Source organism: Streptomyces echinoruber, assembly GCF_014651135.1.
Classification (GTDB): Bacteria; Actinomycetota; Actinomycetes; order Streptomycetales; family Streptomycetaceae; genus Streptomyces; species Streptomyces echinoruber.
The window spans coordinates 20,229-38,634 of record NZ_BMWH01000026.1 but is presented as its reverse complement, the minus strand read 5'-3'; the positions used below and the strand labels follow the sequence as shown (position 1 = coordinate 38,634).

The 18,406-nt window shown below is 74.2% G+C and carries 13 protein-coding genes; 5 read left to right on the top strand and 8 right to left on the bottom strand.

Going from position 1 to position 18,406, the window contains the following annotated elements; all coding sequences use genetic code 11:
- Positions 1 to 65: 65 nt before the first annotated feature.
- Complete coding sequence (locus IE225_RS25455; RefSeq protein ID WP_190059946.1) at positions 66 to 1,235, bottom strand: saccharopine dehydrogenase family protein; 1,170 nt, start codon at positions 1,233 to 1,235, stop codon at positions 66 to 68.
- 418 nt (positions 1,236 to 1,653) lie between these two features.
- On the opposite strand from IE225_RS25455, the gene IE225_RS25450 reads away from it, so the two are divergent.
- From IE225_RS25450 to IE225_RS25440, 3 genes are read left to right on the top strand one after another with little or no spacing between them, the layout of a single operon-like run.
- Positions 1,654 to 2,877 (top strand): CaiB/BaiF CoA transferase family protein, encoded by a 1,224-nt coding sequence (locus IE225_RS25450; RefSeq protein WP_190059945.1) that lies wholly within the window; start codon positions 1,654 to 1,656, stop codon positions 2,875 to 2,877.
- Positions 2,878 to 2,887: 10 nt separating this feature from the next.
- Entirely contained in the window at positions 2,888 to 4,102 is a 1,215-nt protein-coding gene (locus tag IE225_RS25445; RefSeq protein WP_190059944.1) for an acetyl-CoA C-acetyltransferase, read from the top strand.
- A 41-nt stretch (positions 4,103 to 4,143) separates the two neighbouring features.
- Positions 4,144 to 6,339 (top strand): 3-hydroxyacyl-CoA dehydrogenase NAD-binding domain-containing protein, encoded by a 2,196-nt coding sequence (locus IE225_RS25440; RefSeq protein WP_190059943.1) that lies wholly within the window; start codon positions 4,144 to 4,146, stop codon positions 6,337 to 6,339.
- A 9-nt stretch (positions 6,340 to 6,348) separates the two neighbouring features.
- On the opposite strand, the gene IE225_RS25435 is transcribed toward IE225_RS25440, so the two are convergent.
- On the bottom strand, positions 6,349 to 7,155 hold the full coding sequence (locus IE225_RS25435; protein WP_190059942.1) for a MerR family transcriptional regulator: 807 nt from the start codon (positions 7,153 to 7,155) through the stop codon (positions 6,349 to 6,351).
- Between the two features lie 271 nt (positions 7,156 to 7,426).
- On the opposite strand from IE225_RS25435, the gene IE225_RS25430 reads away from it, so the two are divergent.
- Entirely contained in the window at positions 7,427 to 8,902 is a 1,476-nt protein-coding gene (locus IE225_RS25430) for an amino acid permease (RefSeq protein WP_190059941.1), read from the top strand.
- Between the two features lie 53 nt (positions 8,903 to 8,955).
- On the opposite strand, the gene IE225_RS25425 is transcribed toward IE225_RS25430, so the two are convergent.
- On the bottom strand, positions 8,956 to 10,536 hold the full coding sequence (locus IE225_RS25425) for a M1 family metallopeptidase (RefSeq protein WP_190059940.1): 1,581 nt from the start codon (positions 10,534 to 10,536) through the stop codon (positions 8,956 to 8,958).
- Positions 10,537 to 10,761: 225 nt separating this feature from the next.
- On the opposite strand from IE225_RS25425, the gene IE225_RS25420 reads away from it, so the two are divergent.
- Entirely contained in the window at positions 10,762 to 12,789 is a 2,028-nt protein-coding gene (locus IE225_RS25420) for a Xaa-Pro dipeptidyl-peptidase (protein WP_190059939.1), read from the top strand.
- A 16-nt stretch (positions 12,790 to 12,805) separates the two neighbouring features.
- Here IE225_RS25420 and IE225_RS25415 read toward each other — a convergent pair whose 3' ends face one another.
- The 5 genes from IE225_RS25415 to IE225_RS25400 form a co-directional block, all read right to left on the bottom strand.
- Entirely contained in the window at positions 12,806 to 13,765 is a 960-nt protein-coding gene (locus tag IE225_RS25415) for an NAD(P)/FAD-dependent oxidoreductase (protein WP_190059938.1), read from the bottom strand.
- 182 nt (positions 13,766 to 13,947) lie between these two features.
- The gene (locus tag IE225_RS25410; protein ID WP_190059937.1) at positions 13,948 to 16,284 is read right to left on the bottom strand and encodes a Tex family protein; all 2,337 of its coding nucleotides are present in this window, start codon (positions 16,282 to 16,284) and stop codon (positions 13,948 to 13,950) included.
- Positions 16,285 to 16,387: 103 nt separating this feature from the next.
- Positions 16,388 to 16,519: an LPFR motif small protein gene (locus IE225_RS33815; RefSeq protein ID WP_268250018.1), complete on the bottom strand. Its 132-nt coding sequence runs from the start codon at positions 16,517 to 16,519 to the stop codon at positions 16,388 to 16,390.
- A gap of 156 nt (positions 16,520 to 16,675) precedes the next feature.
- Complete coding sequence (locus IE225_RS25405) at positions 16,676 to 17,545, bottom strand: SCO6745 family protein (protein WP_190059936.1); 870 nt, start codon at positions 17,543 to 17,545, stop codon at positions 16,676 to 16,678.
- A gap of 79 nt (positions 17,546 to 17,624) precedes the next feature.
- On the bottom strand, positions 17,625 to 18,383 hold the full coding sequence (locus IE225_RS25400) for an enoyl-CoA hydratase/isomerase family protein (protein ID WP_190059935.1): 759 nt from the start codon (positions 18,381 to 18,383) through the stop codon (positions 17,625 to 17,627).
- Positions 18,384 to 18,406: the final 23 nt, after the last annotated feature.

Sequence of the window (18,406 nt, the reverse complement as noted above, 5' to 3'; positions counted from 1 at the left end):
TCCGGAGCCCGGGCCGGTCACTTCTCCGGCACCCGGGCCGGTCACCCCTCCGGAGCCCGGGCCGGTCACTCCTCCAGCACCCGGAAGGTGATCCCCGCCCGGCGCAGCCGCTCGGTCAGCGCCTCGCCCATCGCCACGGCCGTGGTCACCTGCCCGGCCGTCGGCGGCAGTTCGTCGAAGGCGAGGGACAGGGCCGCCTCGGCGAACATCTTGGCCGTCTCGCCGTATCCGGGGTCGCCGCCCGCGACCTCGGTGACCACCCGCCGCCCGCCGCCGGTGCCCACGAAGCGCACGGAGAACCAGCTCTTTGCCCGGCGCTGCGGGTCCGGCCCCTGCCCGGGCGCGAGCCGACCGGACAACCAGCGCCTGACGGGCGGGAGTTGGGCCGCCGCCACGAGCCCGCCGACCGCGACCGTCCCGCCCAGCGCGACGGGCAGGTGCTCGACGGCCGCGTAGTGGCGGTAGCGGAAGTCCGGCCCGTAGCGCGGCAGCGCCCGTGCCGACCGGCGCACGATCTGCGCGTCCACGGTCGGCAGCGGCAGCACCCAGGCGCCGGCCTCCTTCGCGAACCGGGGCACGCCCAGCGGGGTCGACACCTGCCGCTGCGGCAGGCGCGGCTCGTGCCGGGCGCGGTCCCGGGCGGCGTCCCGCATCTGCCGGACGCGGGCGAACTGGCCCAGCGCGGACGCCAGCGTGCCGCCCGAGATGGACCCGCGCGCCCGCACGAACCCCTCGACGCGCAGCGGCACGCCCTCGGGCAGCCGCCGCACCGTGAAGTACACGCCCAAGTCGTGCGGTACGGAGTCGAAGCCGCACGCGTGCAGCAGCCGCGCCCCGGTCTCCCGCGCACGCGTGTCGTGGCGCACGTACACCAGGTCCACGAACTCCGGCTCCCCGGTGAGGTCCAGGTAGTCGGTGCCGGCCTCGGCGCAGGCGGCGACCAGGCCCTCGCCGTGGCGCACGTAGGGGCCGACCGTCGTGGCCACCACGCGCGCCTGCTCGGCGAGGTCACGCAGCGAGCCCGGGTCGGACACGTCCGCCCGCAGCACGCCCACCGCGCCGGGCAGTTCCTCGCGCAGCCGCCCCAGCCTGCGCACGTCGCGGCCGGCGACGGCCCAGCGCGTCCCCTCGGGCGCGTGCGCGGCCAGGTAGGCGGCGGTCAGCCGCCCGACGAAGCCGGTCGCCCCGAACAGCACGATGTCGTACGGGCGCTCCGCCCTGTCCAGCCTGCTCATGACACCCCTCGGTCGCACAGTCCGTGCCGTTGTCGGTGGCCGAGGCTAGCGTGAGGAAGGACGCAGTCCGACCAGACGGTCCGGCCAGACGGCCCGACCGGGACGGTACGGCCCGACCGGCGCGGCTCGGCTGGTGCGGTCCGACGGGCGGTCGGAGGATGGCCGACGGGCAATCGGCGGACGCCCGCCGGGCGGCCGTCAGGACTTGTGCTCACTGGAACACGTTCTTAGCATCGCCAGTGTTACACCACCTGTGTCATGCCGCCCGCCGCACCGACCGCCTCCCGTCCGACCGCTTCCCGCCCGACCCTCTCCGTCCGACCGCCTCCCGCCCGACCCTCTCCGTCCGACCGCCTCCCGCCCGACCCTCTCCGTCCGCCCGCCGCACCACCCGCTTCCTGCCCGAGGGGACCGCCGCATGGCCACCGCGCCGACGCCACCGCACGGCCCGCTCTCCGGTGTGCGCGTGGTCGAGCTGGCCGGCATCGGACCCGGCCCGTTCGCCGCCATGCTGCTGGCCGACCTCGGCGCCGACGTGGTCCGCGTCGACCGGCCCGGCGGACCGGGCCTGGGCGTCGACCCGGCCCACGACGTCACCAACCGCAACAAGCGCTCGGTCGTCGTCGACCTCAAGAGCGAGGACGGGCCCGCCCGCGTCCTCGACCTCGCCGAACGCGCCGACGTCCTCATCGAGGGCTACCGCCCCGGCGTCGCCGAGCGCCTCGGCGTCGGCCCCGGCGCCTGCCACGCCCGCAACCCGCGGCTCGTCTACGGCCGCATGACCGGCTGGGGCCAGGACGGGCCGCTCGCCCCGCGCGCCGGGCACGACATCGCCTACATCGCCCTCACCGGCGCCCTCGGCCTGATCGGCCGGCCCGGTGAACCCCCGCCCCCGCCCGCCAACCTCCTCGGCGACTACGCGGGCGGCGCCCTCTACCTCGTCGTCGGCGTCCTGGCCGCGCTGCACCACGCGCGCGCGACCGGCACCGGCCAGGTCGTCGACGCCGCCATCGTCGACGGCACCGCCCACCTCTCGGCGATGCTGTACGGCATGCTCGCCGCCGGCCACTGGCAGGACCGGCGCGCCGCCAACCTCCTCGACGGCGGCTGCCCCTTCTACGGCACCTACGAGACGGCCGACGGGCGGTACATGGCGGTGGGGGCCCTGGAGCCGGCGTTCTACGACGAGTTCGTCCGCCTGCTCGGCATCGCCGACCGGGCCCCGGACCGTACGGACAGCGCCCGCTGGGGTGAACTGCGCGAGCTGGTCGCGGCCCGGTTCCGCACCCGCACCCGCGCGGAGTGGACGGCCCTGTTCGAGGGCACCGACGCCTGCGTGGCGCCCGTGCTGACCCTGCGCGAGGCGCCGCACCACCCGCACCTGGCGGCCCGCTCCACCTTCACCGACCACGGCGGCCTCACCCAGCCCGCCCCCGCCCCCCGCTTCTCCGCCACCCCCACGGCCGTCCGCCGCGGCCCCGCCCGGCCCGGCGCCGACACCGCGGACGTGGCCCGCGACTGGGACGTGCCCCGGCTCCGGCCGCCGCAGCCCGCGGCGCCCCCGGGCCCGCCGGGCGCTCCGGCACCCCCGGACCCGCCCCCGCCCCCGCACCCCGCCGACCAGCCCTCGCACCCTCGTTGAAAGGCTGCCCGTGACCACCGAAGCGTACGTGTACGACGCGATCCGCACCCCGCGCGGCCGCGGCAAGGCGAACGGCGCCCTGCACGGCACCAAACCCGTCGACCTCGTCGTCGGGCTCATCCACGAGCTCCGCGCCCGGTTCCCCTCCCTCGACCCGGCGGCCGTCGACGACGTCGTGCTCGGCGTGGTCAGCCCGGTCGGCGACCAGGGCTCCGACATCGCCCGTATCGCCGCGCTCGCCGCCGGACTGCCGGAGACGGTCGCCGGCGTGCAGGAGAACCGCTTCTGCGCCTCCGGCCTGGAGGCCGTCAACCTCGCCGCCGCCAAGATCCGCTCCGGTTGGGAGGACCTGGTCCTGGCGGGCGGCGTGGAGTCGATGTCCCGGGTTCCGATGGCCTCCGACGGCGGCGCCTGGTTCAACGACCCGATGACCAACCTGGCCGTCAACTTCGTCCCGCAGGGCATCAGCGCCGACCTCATCGCCACCATCGAGGGCTTCAGCCGCCGCGACGTCGACGAGTACGCGGCCCTGTCGCAGGAGCGGGCCGCCACCGCCTGGAAGGAGGGCCGCTTCGCCCGCTCCGTCGTGCCGGTGAAGGACCGCGCCGGCCTGGTCGTCCTCGACCGCGACGAGCACCTGCGCCCCGGCACCACCGCCGACTCCCTGGCCAAGCTCAAGCCGTCCTTCGCCGACATCGGCGAACTCGGCGGCTTCGACGCGGTCGCCCTCCAGCAGTACCACTGGGTCGAGAAGATCGACCACGTCCACCACGCGGGCAACTCCTCCGGCATCGTCGACGGCGCCGCCCTGGTCGCGATCGGCTCCCAGGAGGTCGGCGAGCGCTACGGCCTCACCCCGCGCGCCCGGATCGTCTCCGCCGCCGTCTCCGGCTCCGAGCCGACCATCATGCTCACCGGTCCCGCGCCGGCCACCCGCAAGGCGCTCGCCAAGGCCGGGCTGACCATCGACGACATCGACCTGGTGGAGATCAACGAGGCGTTCGCCGCGGTCGTGCTGCGCTTCGTGAAGGACATGGGGCTGTCCCTGGACAAGGTCAACGTCAACGGCGGCGCCATCGCGCTGGGCCACCCGCTCGGCGCCACCGGCGCGATGATCCTCGGCACCCTCGTCGACGAACTGGAGCGCCAGGACAAGCGCTACGGCCTCGCCACGCTGTGCGTGGGCGGCGGCATGGGCATCGCCACGATCGTCGAGCGCCTCTGAAACCCCGGCGGACCACCCGACCTCACGGAGACCTTCCTGCCATGACCGAGAGCACCACCATCCGCTGGGAGCAGGACGACACCGGCGTCGTCACCCTCGTCCTGGACGACCCGCACCAGTCCGCGAACACCATGAACCAGGCGTTCCGCGACTCGCTCGCCGCCGTCACCGACCGCCTGGAGGAACACCGGGACGCCCTCCGCGGCGTCATCGTCACCTCCGCCAAGAAGACCTTCTTCGCCGGCGGCGACCTGCGCGACCTCATCCGCGTCACGCCCGAGGCCGCCCAGGACGTCTTCGACATGAGCATGGCCGTCAAGCGCCACCTGCGCCGCATCGAGACCCTGGGCAAGCCGGTCGTCGCCGCCCTCAACGGCGCCGCCCTCGGCGGCGGTTTCGAGATCGCCCTCGCCTGCCACCACCGCATCGCCCTGGACGCGCCCGGCTCGAAGATCGGCTGCCCCGAGGTCACCCTCGGCCTGCTGCCCGGGGGCGGCGGCGTGGTGCGCACCGTCCGCCTGCTCGGCATCGCCGACGCCCTGCTGAAGGTGCTGCTGCAGGGCACCCAGTACAGCCCGCGCCGCGCCCTGGAGAACGGCCTGGTCCACGAGGTCGTCGACACCCGTGAGGAGCTGCTCGCCCGGGCCCGCGCGTTCATCGACGCCCACCCCGAGTCGCAGCAGCCCTGGGACACGCCCGGCCACCGCATCCCCGGCGGCACCCCGGCGAACCCGAAGTTCGCGGCCAACCTGCCCTCCTTCCCCGCCCTGCTGCGCAAGCAGACCAACGGCGCGCCCTACCCGGCGCCGCGCGCCATCCTCGCCGCCGCCGTCGAGGGCGCCCAGGTCGACTTCGACACCGCGCAGGTCGTCGAGGCCCGCTACTTCACCGAGCTGGCGACCGGGCAGACGGCGAAGAACATGATCCAGGCGTTCTTCTTCGACCTGCAGGCCGTCAACTCCGGCGCCAACCGCCCCCGGGGCATCGAACCCCGCCGGGTCCGCAGGGTCGCCGTCCTCGGCGCCGGCATGATGGGCGCCGGCATCGCCTACTCCTGCGCCCGCGCGGGCCTCGACGTCGTCCTCAAGGACGTCTCCCCCGAAGCCGCCGCCCGGGGCAAGGGGCACTCCGAGAAGCTGTGCGCCAAGGCCGTCGCCAAGGGCCGTACCACGCGGGAGAAGGCGGACGCCCTGCTGGCCCGCATCACTCCCACCGCCGACGTCGCCGACCTCGCGGGCTGCGACGCCGTCATCGAGGCCGTCTTCGAGGACACCGCGCTGAAGCACAAGGTGTTCCAGGAGGTCCAGAACGTCGTCGCCCCGGACGCCCTGCTGTGCTCCAACACCTCGACGCTGCCCATCACTCTCCTCGCCGAGGGCGTCGAACGCCCCGCCGACTTCATCGGCCTGCACTTCTTCTCGCCCGTCGACCGGATGCCCCTCGTCGAGATCATCAAGGGCGAGCGCACCGGCGACGAGGCCCTGGCCCGCGCCTTCGACCTGGTCCGGCAGATCGGCAAGACCCCGATCGTCGTCAACGACTCGCGCGGCTTCTTCACCTCCCGCGTCATCGGCCACTTCATCAACGAGGGCGTCGCCATGGTCGGCGAGGGCATCGAACCCGCCTCCGTGGAGCAGGCCGCCGCCCAGGCGGGCTACCCCGCCAAGGTCCTGTCCCTGATGGACGACCTGACCCTGACCCTGCCCCGCAAGATCCGCAACGAGACCCGGCGGGCCGTGGAGGAGGCCGGCGGCACCTGGACCCCGCATCCCGCCGAGGCCGTCGTCGACCGCATGGTCGACGAGTTCGGCCGCACCGGCCGCAGCGGCGGCGCCGGCTTCTACGACTACGACGAGGACGGCAGGCGGCTGCGGCTCTGGCCGGGCCTGCGCGAGCACTTCACCCGGCCGGGCCACCGCATCCCCTTCCGGGACATGCAGGAGCGGATGCTCTTCGCCGAGGCGCTCGACACCGTCCGCTGCCTCCAGGAGGGCGTGCTGACCTCCGTCGCCGACGCCAACATCGGCTCGATCCTCGGCATCGGCTTCCCCGGCTGGACGGGCGGGGTCCTGCAGTACATCAACGGCTACGACGGCGGCGCCGGGACGGGCACCGGGCTGCCGGGCTTCGTGGCCCGCGCGCGGGAGCTCGCCGAGCGCTACGGGGAGCGGTTCACGCCGCCGCCGCTGCTGGTGGAGAAGGCCGAGAAGGGGGAGACGTTCACGGACGCGCGCTGAGGCCGCCGTTCAGCCCCGGGGGCCCTCGTCCCCGGGGCCCTCGTTGCCGGGGTTTTCGTTCCTGGAGCCCTGGTTGCCGGAGCCCTCGTTGCCGGGGTTTTCGTTGCCGGGGCCGCCGTCGCCGCGGTCGAGCCACTCCCGCAGCTCCTCGCGCAGCGACCGCTGGAAGGTCGTCAGCAGCGCCTGCACGACCAGCGGATGCATGTGCGCGGACAGCGACCTGACGTCGCGCGCGCCGCGGTCGGCCACCGCCTCGCGCAGCAGCCGCGACAGGGCGTGCGCGGCCGCGCGGGAGTGCTCGACGAGCACGGTGCGGGCGGCCAGGATCGTCTCCTGCGACAGCGGTACGTCCAGCAATTCGACGCCGAGCCGCAGCAGCCCGGTGTCGACGCGGAAGGCGTCGTTTCCGTCCCGCGTGACGACGTTCATCGCCGCCAGCCGCTCCAGCTCCTCCTCGCTCAGCGCCCGCCCCGCCCGCCGGGCCAGCTCCTGCCGGGTCAGCGTCTCCACCGCGTCCGGCGCCCAGGAGGCGACCACCGCGCGGTGGATGGCCAGGTCGTGCGCGCTCAGGCCGGGCGGGAGCTGCCGCAGGTAGCGCTCGATCGCGGCGAGCGTCATCCCCTGGTGCTGGAGTTCCTCGATCAGCGCCAGCCGCGCCAGGTGGTCGCGGCCGTAGCGCCCGATGCGGCGCGGCCCGAGCACCGGCGGCGGGAGCAGGCCCCGGGTGGAGTAGAAGCGGACCGTGCGGACCGTGACCCCGGCGCGCGCGGCCAGCTCGTCGATGGTGAGGGTCGGCTCCCCGGTGTCGGTGGTCATGTGCAGCAGTATCACTGTCTCACCGGAACTGTGAAACCCGCGGACGCCTCCGCGCGGACGTCCGCGGGCCCGGCCCGTGCGAAGGCGCGGCGGGCGAGATGTGCGGGTGCTGTGCGGGAAAGCGCGGTGTGACCTGCGTCATCGCGTGGGGGGCGGGCCTTTTGGGAAGCTGCCGCACTGGTCTGTACCGCGTACACGGTGGTGCGGGCCACACCCACGTACGGACACCCGGGCACACGATGCCCGGGCGGAGCCAGAGAATGGAACCACCGTGAGCAAGGACACCGTGCGCACGGCTCAGGTCGCCGCCCACCCCCAGGCGGCCGAGCGGCCCGCGGACGCGGGCGACGCCGGCTACAGCAAGGACCTCAAGGCCCGCCACATCAACATGATCGCCATCGGCGGCGCCATCGGCACCGGCCTCTTCCTGGGCGCCGGCGGCCGTCTGCACAGCGCGGGCCCGGCGCTCGCGCTCGCCTACCTGGTGTGCGGCGTCTTCGCGTTCTTCGTGGTGCGCGCCCTGGGCGAGCTGGTCCTCTACCGGCCCTCCTCCGGCTCCTTCGTGTCGTACGCCCGCGAGTTCCTCGGCGAGAAGGGCGCGTACGTCGCGGGCTGGATGTACTTCCTGAACTGGTCGACCACCGGCATCGCCGACATCACCGCGATCGCGCTGTACGCGCACTACTGGAGCCTGTTCACCCCCGTCCCGCAGTGGGTGCTGGCGCTGGCCGCCCTCGCCGTGGTGCTCGCCGTGAACCTGATCTCGGTGAGGATCTTCGGCGAGATGGAGTTCTGGTTCTCGATCGTCAAGGTGGCCACCCTGGTCGCCTTCATGCTGGTCGGCGTCTTCCTGCTGGCCACCGGGCACCAGGTGGGCGGCCAGGACCCGGGCCTGCACGTCATCACCGGGCACGGCGGCCTCTTCCCGCACGGCCTGATGCCGGTCGTGCTGGTCATGCAGGGCGTGATCTTCGCGTACGCGGCGCTGGAGCTGGTCGGCGTCGCCGCGGGCGAGACCGCCGAGCCGGAGAAGGTCGTCCCGCGCGCGGTGAACTCCATCATGTGGCGCGTCGGCCTGTTCTACGTCGGCTCGGTGGTGCTCCTCGCCCTGCTCCTGCCGGGTTCCGTCTACTCGGCCGACGAGAGCCCCTTCGTCACGGTCCTGTCGAGGATCGGCGTCCCCGCGGCGGGCGACGTGATGAACCTGGTGGTGCTGACGGCCGCCATGTCGTCGCTGAACTCCGGCCTGTACTCCACCGGCCGCATCCTGCGCTCCATGGCCGTGGCGGGCTCCGCGCCCCGGTTCACCCGGGTGATGAGCCGCAGCCAGGTGCCCTACGGCGGCATCCTGCTGACCTGCGGGATCTGCGTGCTCGGCGTCGGCCTGAACTACCTGGTGCCGAGCCAGGCCTTCGAGATCGTGCTGAACGTCGCCTCCCTCGGCATCGTCAGCACCTGGGTGATCATCATGATCTGCCACCTGCTCTTCGTGCGCCGCGCGAAGGCGGGCCTGGTCACCCGGCCCCCCTTCCGCCTGCCCGGCAGCCCGGTCACCGAGCTCGCCACCGTCGCCTTCCTCCTCGCCTGCCTGGGCCTGATGTGGAACGACCCCGAGGTCGGCCGCCGGACCCTCTACCTCGTCCCCGTCGTCGCCGCCCTCCTCGTCGCCGGCTGGTTCGGCATCCGCCACCGGGTCGGCCGGGAGACGGAGCGGGAGCCGGCGGAGCCGGTGGAGCCGGGGAAGTAGCGGACCGCCGGCCGGGGGCAGGAGGCTTAGGGCCCCTGCCCCCGGCGCGGGCGTCAGTCCGCGTGCGTGCCGTGCGCGTCGTGTGTGCCGTGCGCGTCGTGTGTGCCGTGCGCGTCGTGTGTGCCGTGCGCGTCGTGTGTGCCGTGTGTGCCGTGCACGCCGTTCGTCGCCTCGATCTTCTTCCACGACCTCGGCCGGGCGGGTGCGGCCGGCGCCGTGGTGAGGGACGCGGCGCGCGCCGCGGGCGCGCTCGGCCTGGACGGCTGGAACAGCCAGGTGTCGAAGAGGGCGGCGAGGGGCTTGCCGGAGACCTGCTCGGCGTACTTCTGGAAGTCGGCGACGGAGGCGTTGCCGTAGGCGTGCTCCTGGGGCCAGCCCTTCAGGATGCGGAAGAAGGCGTCGTCGCCGACGGCCTCGCGCAGGGCCTGGACGGCGAGCGCGCCCCGGTCGTAGACGGCGGCGTCGAACTGGTGGTCGGGGCCCGGGTCGCCGGGCTTCACCGTCCAGAAGGGGTCGCCGGCCGGGTGGGAGGCGTAGACGTAGTCGGCGAGTTCCCGCGTGGTGCCCTCGCCCTCGTGCTCCGACCACAGCCACTGCGCGTAGCGCGCGAAGCCCTCGTTGAGCCAGATGTCCTTCCAGCCCTTCAGGGACACGCTGTCGCCGTACCACTGGTGGGCCAGCTCGTGCACCACGACGGAGGTGTTGGAGCCGTTCGCGAACTGCTTGGGGCTGTAGTACACGCGGGTCTGCGTCTCCAGCGCGTACCCGGTGGTGGTGTCGGGGACGTAGCCGCCGGCCGAGTCGAACGGATACGGCCCGAAGTAGCCGCTGAGCCAGTCGACGAGCTCCCCGGTGCGTTCCACGCTCGCCCGCGCCGCGCCGTCGTTGTCGCCGAGGCCGCGGCTGTAGGCGTTGACGACGGGGACGCCGCCCTCGGAGGTGTGGGTGGTGATGTCGAACTTCCCCACGGCGAGCGTGGCGAGGTAGGTCGCCTGCGGCTTGGTCTCGCGCCAGTTCCACCGTGTCCAGCCCAGCCGTGAACTCGTCGACTGCAGCGTGCCGTTGGAGATGACCTGGGTGCCGTCGGGCACGGCCACCGACACGTCGTAGGTCGCCTTGTCGCTGGGATGGTCGTTGCTGGGGAACCACCACCAGGCGGCCTCGGGCTCGTCCGCGGCGACCGCGCCGTCGGACGTGCGGTGCCAGGTCGTGAAGCCGTACGCGCTCTTCGCCGACGGCACCCCGCTGTAGCGGACGACGACCGTCACCGCCGTGCCCTTGGCCAGCGGTGTTTTGGGGGTGACCACCAGCTCGTGCTCGCCGGAGGTGGTGAAGTCGGCCTTGACGCCGTTGACCCGCACCTCGCTCACGTCGAGCAGAAAGTCCAAATCGAAGCGCGACAGGTCCTGCGTGGTGCGCGCCAGGAGGGTGGCCGTGCCCTGCAGTTCGTCGGTGGCGGGCCGGTAGGTCAGCCTCAGGTCGTAGTGGGAGACGTCGTAACCGCCGTTGCCGTAGGACGGGTAGTAGGGGTCGCCGATGCCCGGCGCGCCGGGGGAGGGGGTTGCCGCCGATGCCGGGATCGCCAGCAGCAGGACGGCGGCGAGCGCACCCGGCGCGATGAGTCTGCGGTGCACGAGAACTCCAAGTCGTAGGGGCACGAGGTTCGTTCGGAGCCTATTGAGTCCCCGCCGTTCCGGTCGTGTCCATGACCGCCACAGTCACACGATCGCCATCCGGCCGTCATGAACCCGCCCGTCCCGCACCTCCGTACCGGCTTGCGCGACCCACCCGCCCGGCCCGCACGACACACCGTCAGGCGTCCTCTTCTGCACGCGAGTTGACCGATGTACCGTCCGCGCATGCCGACACCCACGCGCTTCACGACCCGCAGGCCGCGCGGACCGCTCGCGGCCGCGGCCGTCGCCGCCCTGACGGCCGCCCTCCTCACCCCCGCGGCGGCCCACGCCGGCCCGGCGGACCGCCCCGGCCCGCGCGAGAGCCGGCCCGTCTACTCCTACGCGCACGCCGTCCGCGAGTCCGTCTGGGTGGACACCGGACTCGACGGCGACGGCGACGGACGCACCGACCGCGTCGCCGCCGACATCGTCCGCCCCCGCGAACCCGCCGCCCGGGGCCGGAAGGTCCCGGTCATCATGGACGCCAGCCCGTACTACTCCTGCTGCGGACGCGGCAACGAGAGCCAGAAGAAGACCTACGACGCCGACGGTCACGTCGTGCAGATGCCGCTGTTCTACGACAACTACTTCGTCCCCCGCGGCTACGCCTTCGTCGGCGTCGACCTGGCCGGCACCAACCGCTCCGACGGCTGCGTCGACGTCGGCGGCCCCCTCGACATCGCCTCCGCCAAGGCCGTGATCGACTGGCTCAACGGCCGCGCCCGCGCCTACACCACCCGCACCGGCTCCACCCCCGCCAGGGCGACCTGGACCAACGGCACCACCGGCATGATCGGCAAGAGCTGGGACGGCACCATCGCCAACGGCGTCGCCGCCACCGGCGTCAAGGGGCTGAAGACCATCGTCCCGATCAGCGCCATCTCCTCCTGGTACGACTACTACTTCGCCCAGGGCGCCCCGCTGTACGACTCCGGCCCCGACTGGCTGTCCGACTACGTCGAGAGCGCCGACGCCCGCGCCCACTGCGCCGCCGTGCAGAAAAGGCTCGTCGACGGCGCCCCGCGCAGCGGCGACTGGACCGCGCTGTGGACCGCGCGCGACTACGTCAGGAACGCGGACAGGGTCCGCGCCAGCGTCTTCCTCGTCCACGGCATGCAGGACCTCAACGTCCGCACCAAGCACCTCGGGCAGTGGTGGGACGCCCTCGCGCGAAACGGCGTCCGGCGCAAGATCTGGCTCTCCCAGACCGGCCACGTCGACCCCTTCGACTACCGCCGCGCCACCTGGGTGGACACCCTGCACCGCTGGTTCGACCACGAACTCCTCGGCTACGACAACGGCATCGACCGCGAGCCCATGGCCGACGTCGAACGCCACCCCGACCAGTGGACGACCTCGGCCCTCTGGCCGCCGCGCGGCACCGCCGCCGCCACCCTGCGCCCGTCGGCCGGAAACCGGGCCGGCGTCGGCACCCTCGGCCTGCGCCGGGGCCGCGGCACCGAGACCTTCACCGACGACCCGCGGCTGAGCGAGACCGACTGGGCCGCGCAGATCGACCGGCCGACACCCGCCAAGGCCGGGTTCACCACCCGCCCGCTCCGCCGCGCCCTGCACCTGGCGGGCTCCTCCCGGGTCACCGTCACCGCGACCCCGACCACCACCACGGCCCACCTGTCCGCCGTCCTGGTGGACCTCGGCCCGGACACCGTCCGCGACTACGCCGACGCCGCCGAGGGCATCACCACGCTCACGAACCGCACCTGCTGGGGCGCGAGCACCGCCGGCGACAGCGCCTGCTTCCAGGAGACGGAGGCGAAGACCGCCGACGTCGGCTTCACCGTCGTCAGCCGCGGCTGGGCCGACCTCGGCACCCACGCCGACCCGGGCCGGGGCGTCCCGCTCACCCCGGGCCGCGCCTACACCATCACCCTGGACCTCGCCGCCACCGACCACGTCGTGCCCAGGGGCCACCGCCTCGCCCTGATCGTCGCGGGCACCGACAAGGACCTCATCGACCCGCCCTCCACCACCCCGACCCTCACCCTCGACCTGTCCCGCACCTCGGCCCGCGTCCCGCTGGTCGGCGGTGCGGCCGCCTTCGCCCGCGCCACGGCCGGTACGGCACCCGCGGCACCGGGCACGGCGCACGCCGGCTCCCCGGACGCCGGCTCCCTGGACGCCGTCCGGGCGGCACCGGGCGGCTCCCTGCGCATCCCCGGCGGGAGCGCCGGCCGGCCGCCCCTGGGCTGACCGCCCGGGCGGCGTCTCAGGCGGCCGGGCCCGCCAGCCCGGCCGCCCGCCGCGCGCAGCCCCACGCCACGGTGACCCCGGCGCCGCCGTGCCCGTAGTTGTGCACCAGCACCCGCCCGCCCGGCAGCGCCTCGCGCTCCAGCCGCACCGCCGGCCGGGCCGGCCGCAGCCCCACCCGGTGCGCCAGCACCCGGGCCCCGGCGATCTCCGGCCGGAACCCCGCGCACCGGGCCACGATCCGCTCGGCGACGGCCGGATCGGGCACGAGCGACCAGGCGTCCTCCTCCGCCGTGCCGCCGAGGACCAGGCCGTAGGGCTGCGGGAAGAAGTAGGTGGAGGTGTCCGAGGAGTGGTCCACGCACGTCAGCCACGTGGTGATACCCGGGTTCTCCACGACGACGAGCTGTCCGCGCACCGGCCGCACCGCCGGGTCCGGCACCAGCTCGCGGGCGCCGAGACCGGTGCAGTTGACGACGACGTCCGCCGGCACGACGGCCAGGTCGGTCACCGCGCGCTGCTCCAGCGTGCCGCCGGCCCGCAGCAGCCGGTCCGTCAGCCACGGCAGGTGAACCGACAGGTCGACCAGCGGCAGCCGCGCCCACAGCCCCGTACCGCCGGGGCACTCCTCGCCCCGTGCGGCGCGCAGCCCCGGCACCCGCGCCGCCCACGGCCCCAGCTCGGCCCGGCGCGCACCGACGTGGACGCCCTCGACCAGGCGCACGCCCGTCTCCGCCGGCCGCGCCGCCAGCTCCCGGTACACGGCGAGCGACTCCAGCGCCCACACGCCGGCCTGCGCCGCGGGCGCGATCCGGTACGGCCACCACAGGCCGCCGGCCACCGCCGAGGTGGTCCGCCGGGCCGGCTCCCGTGCCCACACCCGCACCCGGCGGCCGCTCTCGGCCAGTTCGACGGCCGTGGTCAGGCCGATGATCCCGCCACCCACCACGATGACGTCGCGGTCCGCTCCCTGCGCCATGCGGCGACGGTAGCGGAACACGCCACACCGCGGATACGGAGGTCACACGGCGGAGGCGTTCACTCCGTGCCCGGAACGTCCGCTTCCGCGCCCGGAACATCCGCCTCCATGCCTGGAATGCCCGGAACGCCCGCCTCCGCGTCTCCCGCGGCCGGCGCCGGCCGCGGGAGACCGGCCGCCGCTCACCGCCGTCCGGGGTCCACCAGCCCGGCCCGGCGCAGCGCGTCGGCCATCGCGCTGTTGGCGGGCGCGGCCTGCTGCTGCGGCCGCTGCCGCCGCTGCTGGGGCGGGCGCCCGCCGCCCCGCTCCCGGGAGGCGCCCCGCTCCCGGGCCGGCTTGGCCTCGTCGTCCAGCCGCAGCGTCAGCGAGATCCGCTTGCGCGGGATGTCGACGTCGAGGACCTTCACCTTGACGATGTCGCCGGGCTTGACCACCTCCCGCGGGTCCTTCACGAACGACCGCGACATCGCGGACACGTGCACGAGCCCGTCCTGGTGCACCCCGACGTCGACGAACGCCCCGAACGCGGCCACGTTCGTCACGACGCCCTCCAGCACCATGCCCGGCGTCAGGTCGGAGATCTCCTCCACGCCCTCCTTGAAGGCGGCCGTGCGGAACGCGGGCCGCGGGTCGCGCCCGGGTTTCTCCAGCTCGCGCAGGATGTCGGTGACGGTGGGCAGGCCGAAGGTGTCGTCGACGAACCCCTGCGGCCTGAGCGAGCGCAGCACCGAGGTGTTGCCGATGAGCGCGGCCACCTCCTGCCCGGTCGCCTTCACGATGCGCCGGACGACCGGGTAGGCCTCGGGGTGCACGGCGGAGGCGTCCAGCGGGTCGTCGCCGCCGCGGATGCGCAGGAAGCCCGCGCACTGCTCGTACGCCTTGGGGCCCAGCCGCGGCACCTTCTTCAGCTCCGCCCGCGACCGGAACGGCCCGTTGGCGTCGCGGTGGGCCACGATGTTCTCGGCGAGGCCGGCGGTGATGCCGGACACGCGCGCCAGCAGCGGCACGGAGGCGGTGTTGACGTCGACCCCGACGCCGTTGACGCAGTCCTCGACGACCGCGTCGAGGGAGCGCGACAGCTTCACCTCGGACACGTCGTGCTGGTACTGGCCGACGCCGATCGACTTCGGGTCGATCTTCACCAGCTCGGCCAGCGGGTCCTGCAGCCGCCGCGCGATGGAGACGGCGCCGCGCAGCGACACGTCCAGCTCCGGCAGCTCCTGGGAGGCGTAGGCCGACGCCGAGTACACCGACGCGCCCGCCTCGGACACCACGACCTTGGTGAGCTTCAACTCGGGGTGCCGGGCGATGAGTTCACCGGCCAGTTTGTCGGTCTCGCGGGAGGCGGTGCCGTTGCCGATGGCGATGAGCTCGACGGCGTGCCGCTCGGCCAGCCGGGCGAGCTTGGCGATGGCCTCCTCCCAGCGGTTGGCCGGGACGTGCGGGTGGATCACGTCCGTGGCGACGACCTTGCCGGTGCCGTCGACGACGGCCACCTTCACGCCCGTGCGGTAGCCCGGGTCCAGGCCGATGGTCGGGCGGGAGCCGGCCGGGGCGGCGAGCAGCAGGTCGCGCAGGTTCGCCGCGAACACGGCCACCGCGTCGTCCTCCGCGGCCGTGCGCAGCCGCGTGCGGATGTCGATGCCGAGGTGCACCAGGATCCGGGTGCGCCAGGCCCACCGCACGGTGTCCAGCAGCCACTTGTCGGCGGGCCGCCCCCGGTCGGCGATCCCGAACCGCCGGGCGACGACGCTCTCGTACGACGACGGGCCGTCCGTCGGCTCCTCCGGCTCCAGTTCGAGGGCGAGGACCTCCTCCTTCTCGCCGCGCAGCATCGCCAGGACGCGGTGCGAGGGCAGCTCGGTGAACGGCTCGGCGAAGTCGAAGTAGTCGGCGAACTTGGCGCCGGTCTCCTCCTTGCCCTCGCGTACCTTCGCCACCAGCCGCCCGCGCGTCCACATGCGCTCGCGCAGCTCGCCGATCAGGTCGGCGTCCTCCGAGAACCGCTCGGTGAGGATGGCGCGGGCGCCGTCCAGCGCGGCCTGGACGTCGGCCACGCCCTTGCCGGCGTCCACGAACGCGGCGGCCGCGGCCGCCGGTTCCACCGTCGGGTCGTTCAGCAGCCCGTCGGCCAGCGGCTCCAGGCCGGCCTCGCGCGCGATCTGCGCCTTGGTGCGCCGCTTGGGCTTGAAGGGGAGGTAGATGTCCTCCAGCCGCGCCTTGGTCTGCGCGCCGAGGATCTGCGCCTCGAGTTCCCCGGTGAGCTTGCCCTGCTCGCGCACCGACTCCAGGATCGCGCTCCGCCGCTCCTCCAGCTCCCGCAGGTAGCGCAGCCGCTCCTCGATCGTGCGCAGCTGCGCGTCGTCGAGCATGCCGGTCGCTTCCTTGCGGTAGCGGGCGATGAAGGGCACCGTCGAACCGCCGTCGAGCAGCTCGACGGCGGCCTTGACCTGCCGCTCCTCAACGCCGAGTTCCTCGGCGATCCTGCCTTCGATGGACCCTGCGAGGGGTGTCGTCACGATCCCGTACCGCCTTCTCCGCTTCAGGTTGCGCGGGCAATTGTGGCAGGCGGAACCGACCACCGGGGATCGGGGCGCCACCTCGCGCGAGGCGGGACACCCGTCAGGCCCTGCCGCCGCGCGCGGAGGCCGAGGCACCCCCGAACAGCCGGGCCGGCGCCCGGAACGGCAGGGTCACCACGGTGGCGACGGCGCCGCCGATCCGCCGCAGCACATCCGCGAGGGCACGGAACACGAACGTCCTCCTTCGCCGCTTCCCCACCCGTTCTTCTCCCGTCCCGGTTCCCTCGCCCGGGCGGGACCCGTTCTTCTGCCGGCTTCTTCCGGTTCCTTCATCCGGGCGGGAGAAGAACGGGTGCCTCGGGAAGCCGGGGGACATGCCCCGCGCCGCTCAGCCCCTTCCCAGCAGGTCCTGGGGGAAGGCCCCCGCCGCCACCGCCGCCTGCGCGAAACCGGAGGCCAGTTCCGTCAGACGGGCCACGCCGTCCGCGCCCAGGTGCTCGTAGGGCGCGCGGTCCAGGCGGTCGGTCTCCGCCTCGATCTCCTCGCGGAGCGCGGCGCCGCGCACGGTGAGCTCGCCGGCGCCGTCCAGCAGCCCGCGGGAGCGGAGCCGCTCCACCGCGGCGTCCCAGTCGTCGCGGGTCCAGCCGCGGGTGGTGAGCACCCACTTCGGCGCCATGCCCCGGCCGGTGGCGGTGTGGGTGACCATGGCCTCCAGGCCGTCCAGGCCGGCGGACATCAGCACGGCGACATGGCCGTCGCCGCGGTGCTCGCGCAGCAGGGTCGCCGCGTGCCAGTACGCCAGGTGCGGCTGCTCGGGCACGGGCAGGTCGGCGTGCGCGGCGTAGAGGGGGCGGGCGCCGCGGGTGCAGGCCTCGGCGGCGCGCAACGCGAGGCCGGCGGCCTCGGCCATGGCGTCGCAGGCCACCGCCTCGTCGCCGAGCAGGCGCCGCAGCGCCGCGTCGACGGCCCGCACGCGGGCCGCGAGGACGTCGGCGCAGCCGGCGGTCTCCCACACCGCGGGGACGTGCCGGGCCACCAGGTCGTACTTGTAGTTGTAGAACGTCGCGGCCACCGTCCCGGCGCCGACCGGCCCCAGCGCGGCGGCCCGCACCGCGAAGTTCACGGCCCGCGGGTCGGTGATCCCCAGGGCACCGAGCTCCCGGCCCAGTTCGGGCGCGAAGTAGTGGACGGAGTGCAGGGTGTTGAGCCCGTTGTGGCAGCGGCGGCCCGCGCGCGGCTCGAGTGCGGCAGTGGTCATGCTCCCGCAGGGTACCGACCGGTCGGTACCTCGTCAGGAGGGGGGACGAGGGAGACCGGTCACACTCCGCGCGGCCGGTTCATGCCGAGGCGGGAGGTGTCCACGTGAACCGCGGCGCGCGCCGCTGGAGGAACGCGGCCACGCCCTCGGCGGCCTCCCCGCTGCCGCGGGCCTGCGCGGCCCAGTGCTCCTCCCGGCCGGGACGCCCGTTGGCGAACTCCTTGGCCGCCGCCTGGGTCAGCAGCGAGCGGGCGGTGAGCGTCGCCGTGAACTCCGACACCCGCTTGCCGAGCTGCCCGGCCGGCAGCACCTCGTCCACCAGGCCGGTGCGCAGCGCCCGCTCCGCGTCGATCAACTCACCCGAGAACAGAAGGTACTTGGCGGTGGCCGGCCCCACCAGCGACACCAGCCGCCGGGTCGCGGAGGCCGGATAGACGATCCCGAGCCGCGCGGGCGTCACCCCGAACAGCGCGCCCTCCTCGGCGAACCGCAGGTCGCAGGCGGCCGCGAGCTGGGTGCCGCCGCCCACGCAGTGCCCGTGCACCGCCGCCAGCGTCGGCTTGGGGAACGCCGCCAGCGCCTCCTCCGCCCGCACCGCCAGCCGCTGCGCCTCCTCGGGAGAGCCGGTGAGGGTGGAGATGTCGGCGCCGGCGCAGAACGTGCCGTCCGCGCCGGTCAGCACCAGCGCCCGGACGCCCGGGTCGGCCGCCAGCGCCTCCAGCAGCGGCGGCAGCGCCCGCCACATCGCGGCCGTCATCGCGTTGCGCTTGGCCGGGTGGCGGATGACGACCGTGGCGACCGAGTCGGTGACGTCGTGCAGCAACCGGGGTTCCTCCATGCCCGGATGCTATCCACCCCGCT

Bases quoted from the DNA above. Each gene is read 5' to 3' on its own strand.
- IE225_RS25420 (WP_190059939.1), top strand. From the start codon at position 10,762: ATGCCGACACCCACGCGCTTCACGACCCGCAGGCCGCGCGGACCGCTC.
- IE225_RS25415 (WP_190059938.1), bottom strand. From the start codon at position 13,765: ATGGCGCAGGGAGCGGACCGCGACGTCATCGTGGTGGGTGGCGGGATC.
- IE225_RS25455 (WP_190059946.1), bottom strand. From the start codon at position 1,235: ATGAGCAGGCTGGACAGGGCGGAGCGCCCGTACGACATCGTGCTGTTC.
- IE225_RS25405 (WP_190059936.1), bottom strand. From the start codon at position 17,545: ATGACCACTGCCGCACTCGAGCCGCGCGCGGGCCGCCGCTGCCACAAC.
- IE225_RS25400 (WP_190059935.1), bottom strand. From the start codon at position 18,383: ATGGAGGAACCCCGGTTGCTGCACGACGTCACCGACTCGGTCGCCACG.
- IE225_RS25450 (WP_190059945.1), top strand. From the start codon at position 1,654: ATGGCCACCGCGCCGACGCCACCGCACGGCCCGCTCTCCGGTGTGCGC.
- IE225_RS25435 (WP_190059942.1), bottom strand. From the start codon at position 7,155: ATGACCACCGACACCGGGGAGCCGACCCTCACCATCGACGAGCTGGCC.
- IE225_RS25440 (WP_190059943.1), top strand. From the start codon at position 4,144: ATGACCGAGAGCACCACCATCCGCTGGGAGCAGGACGACACCGGCGTC.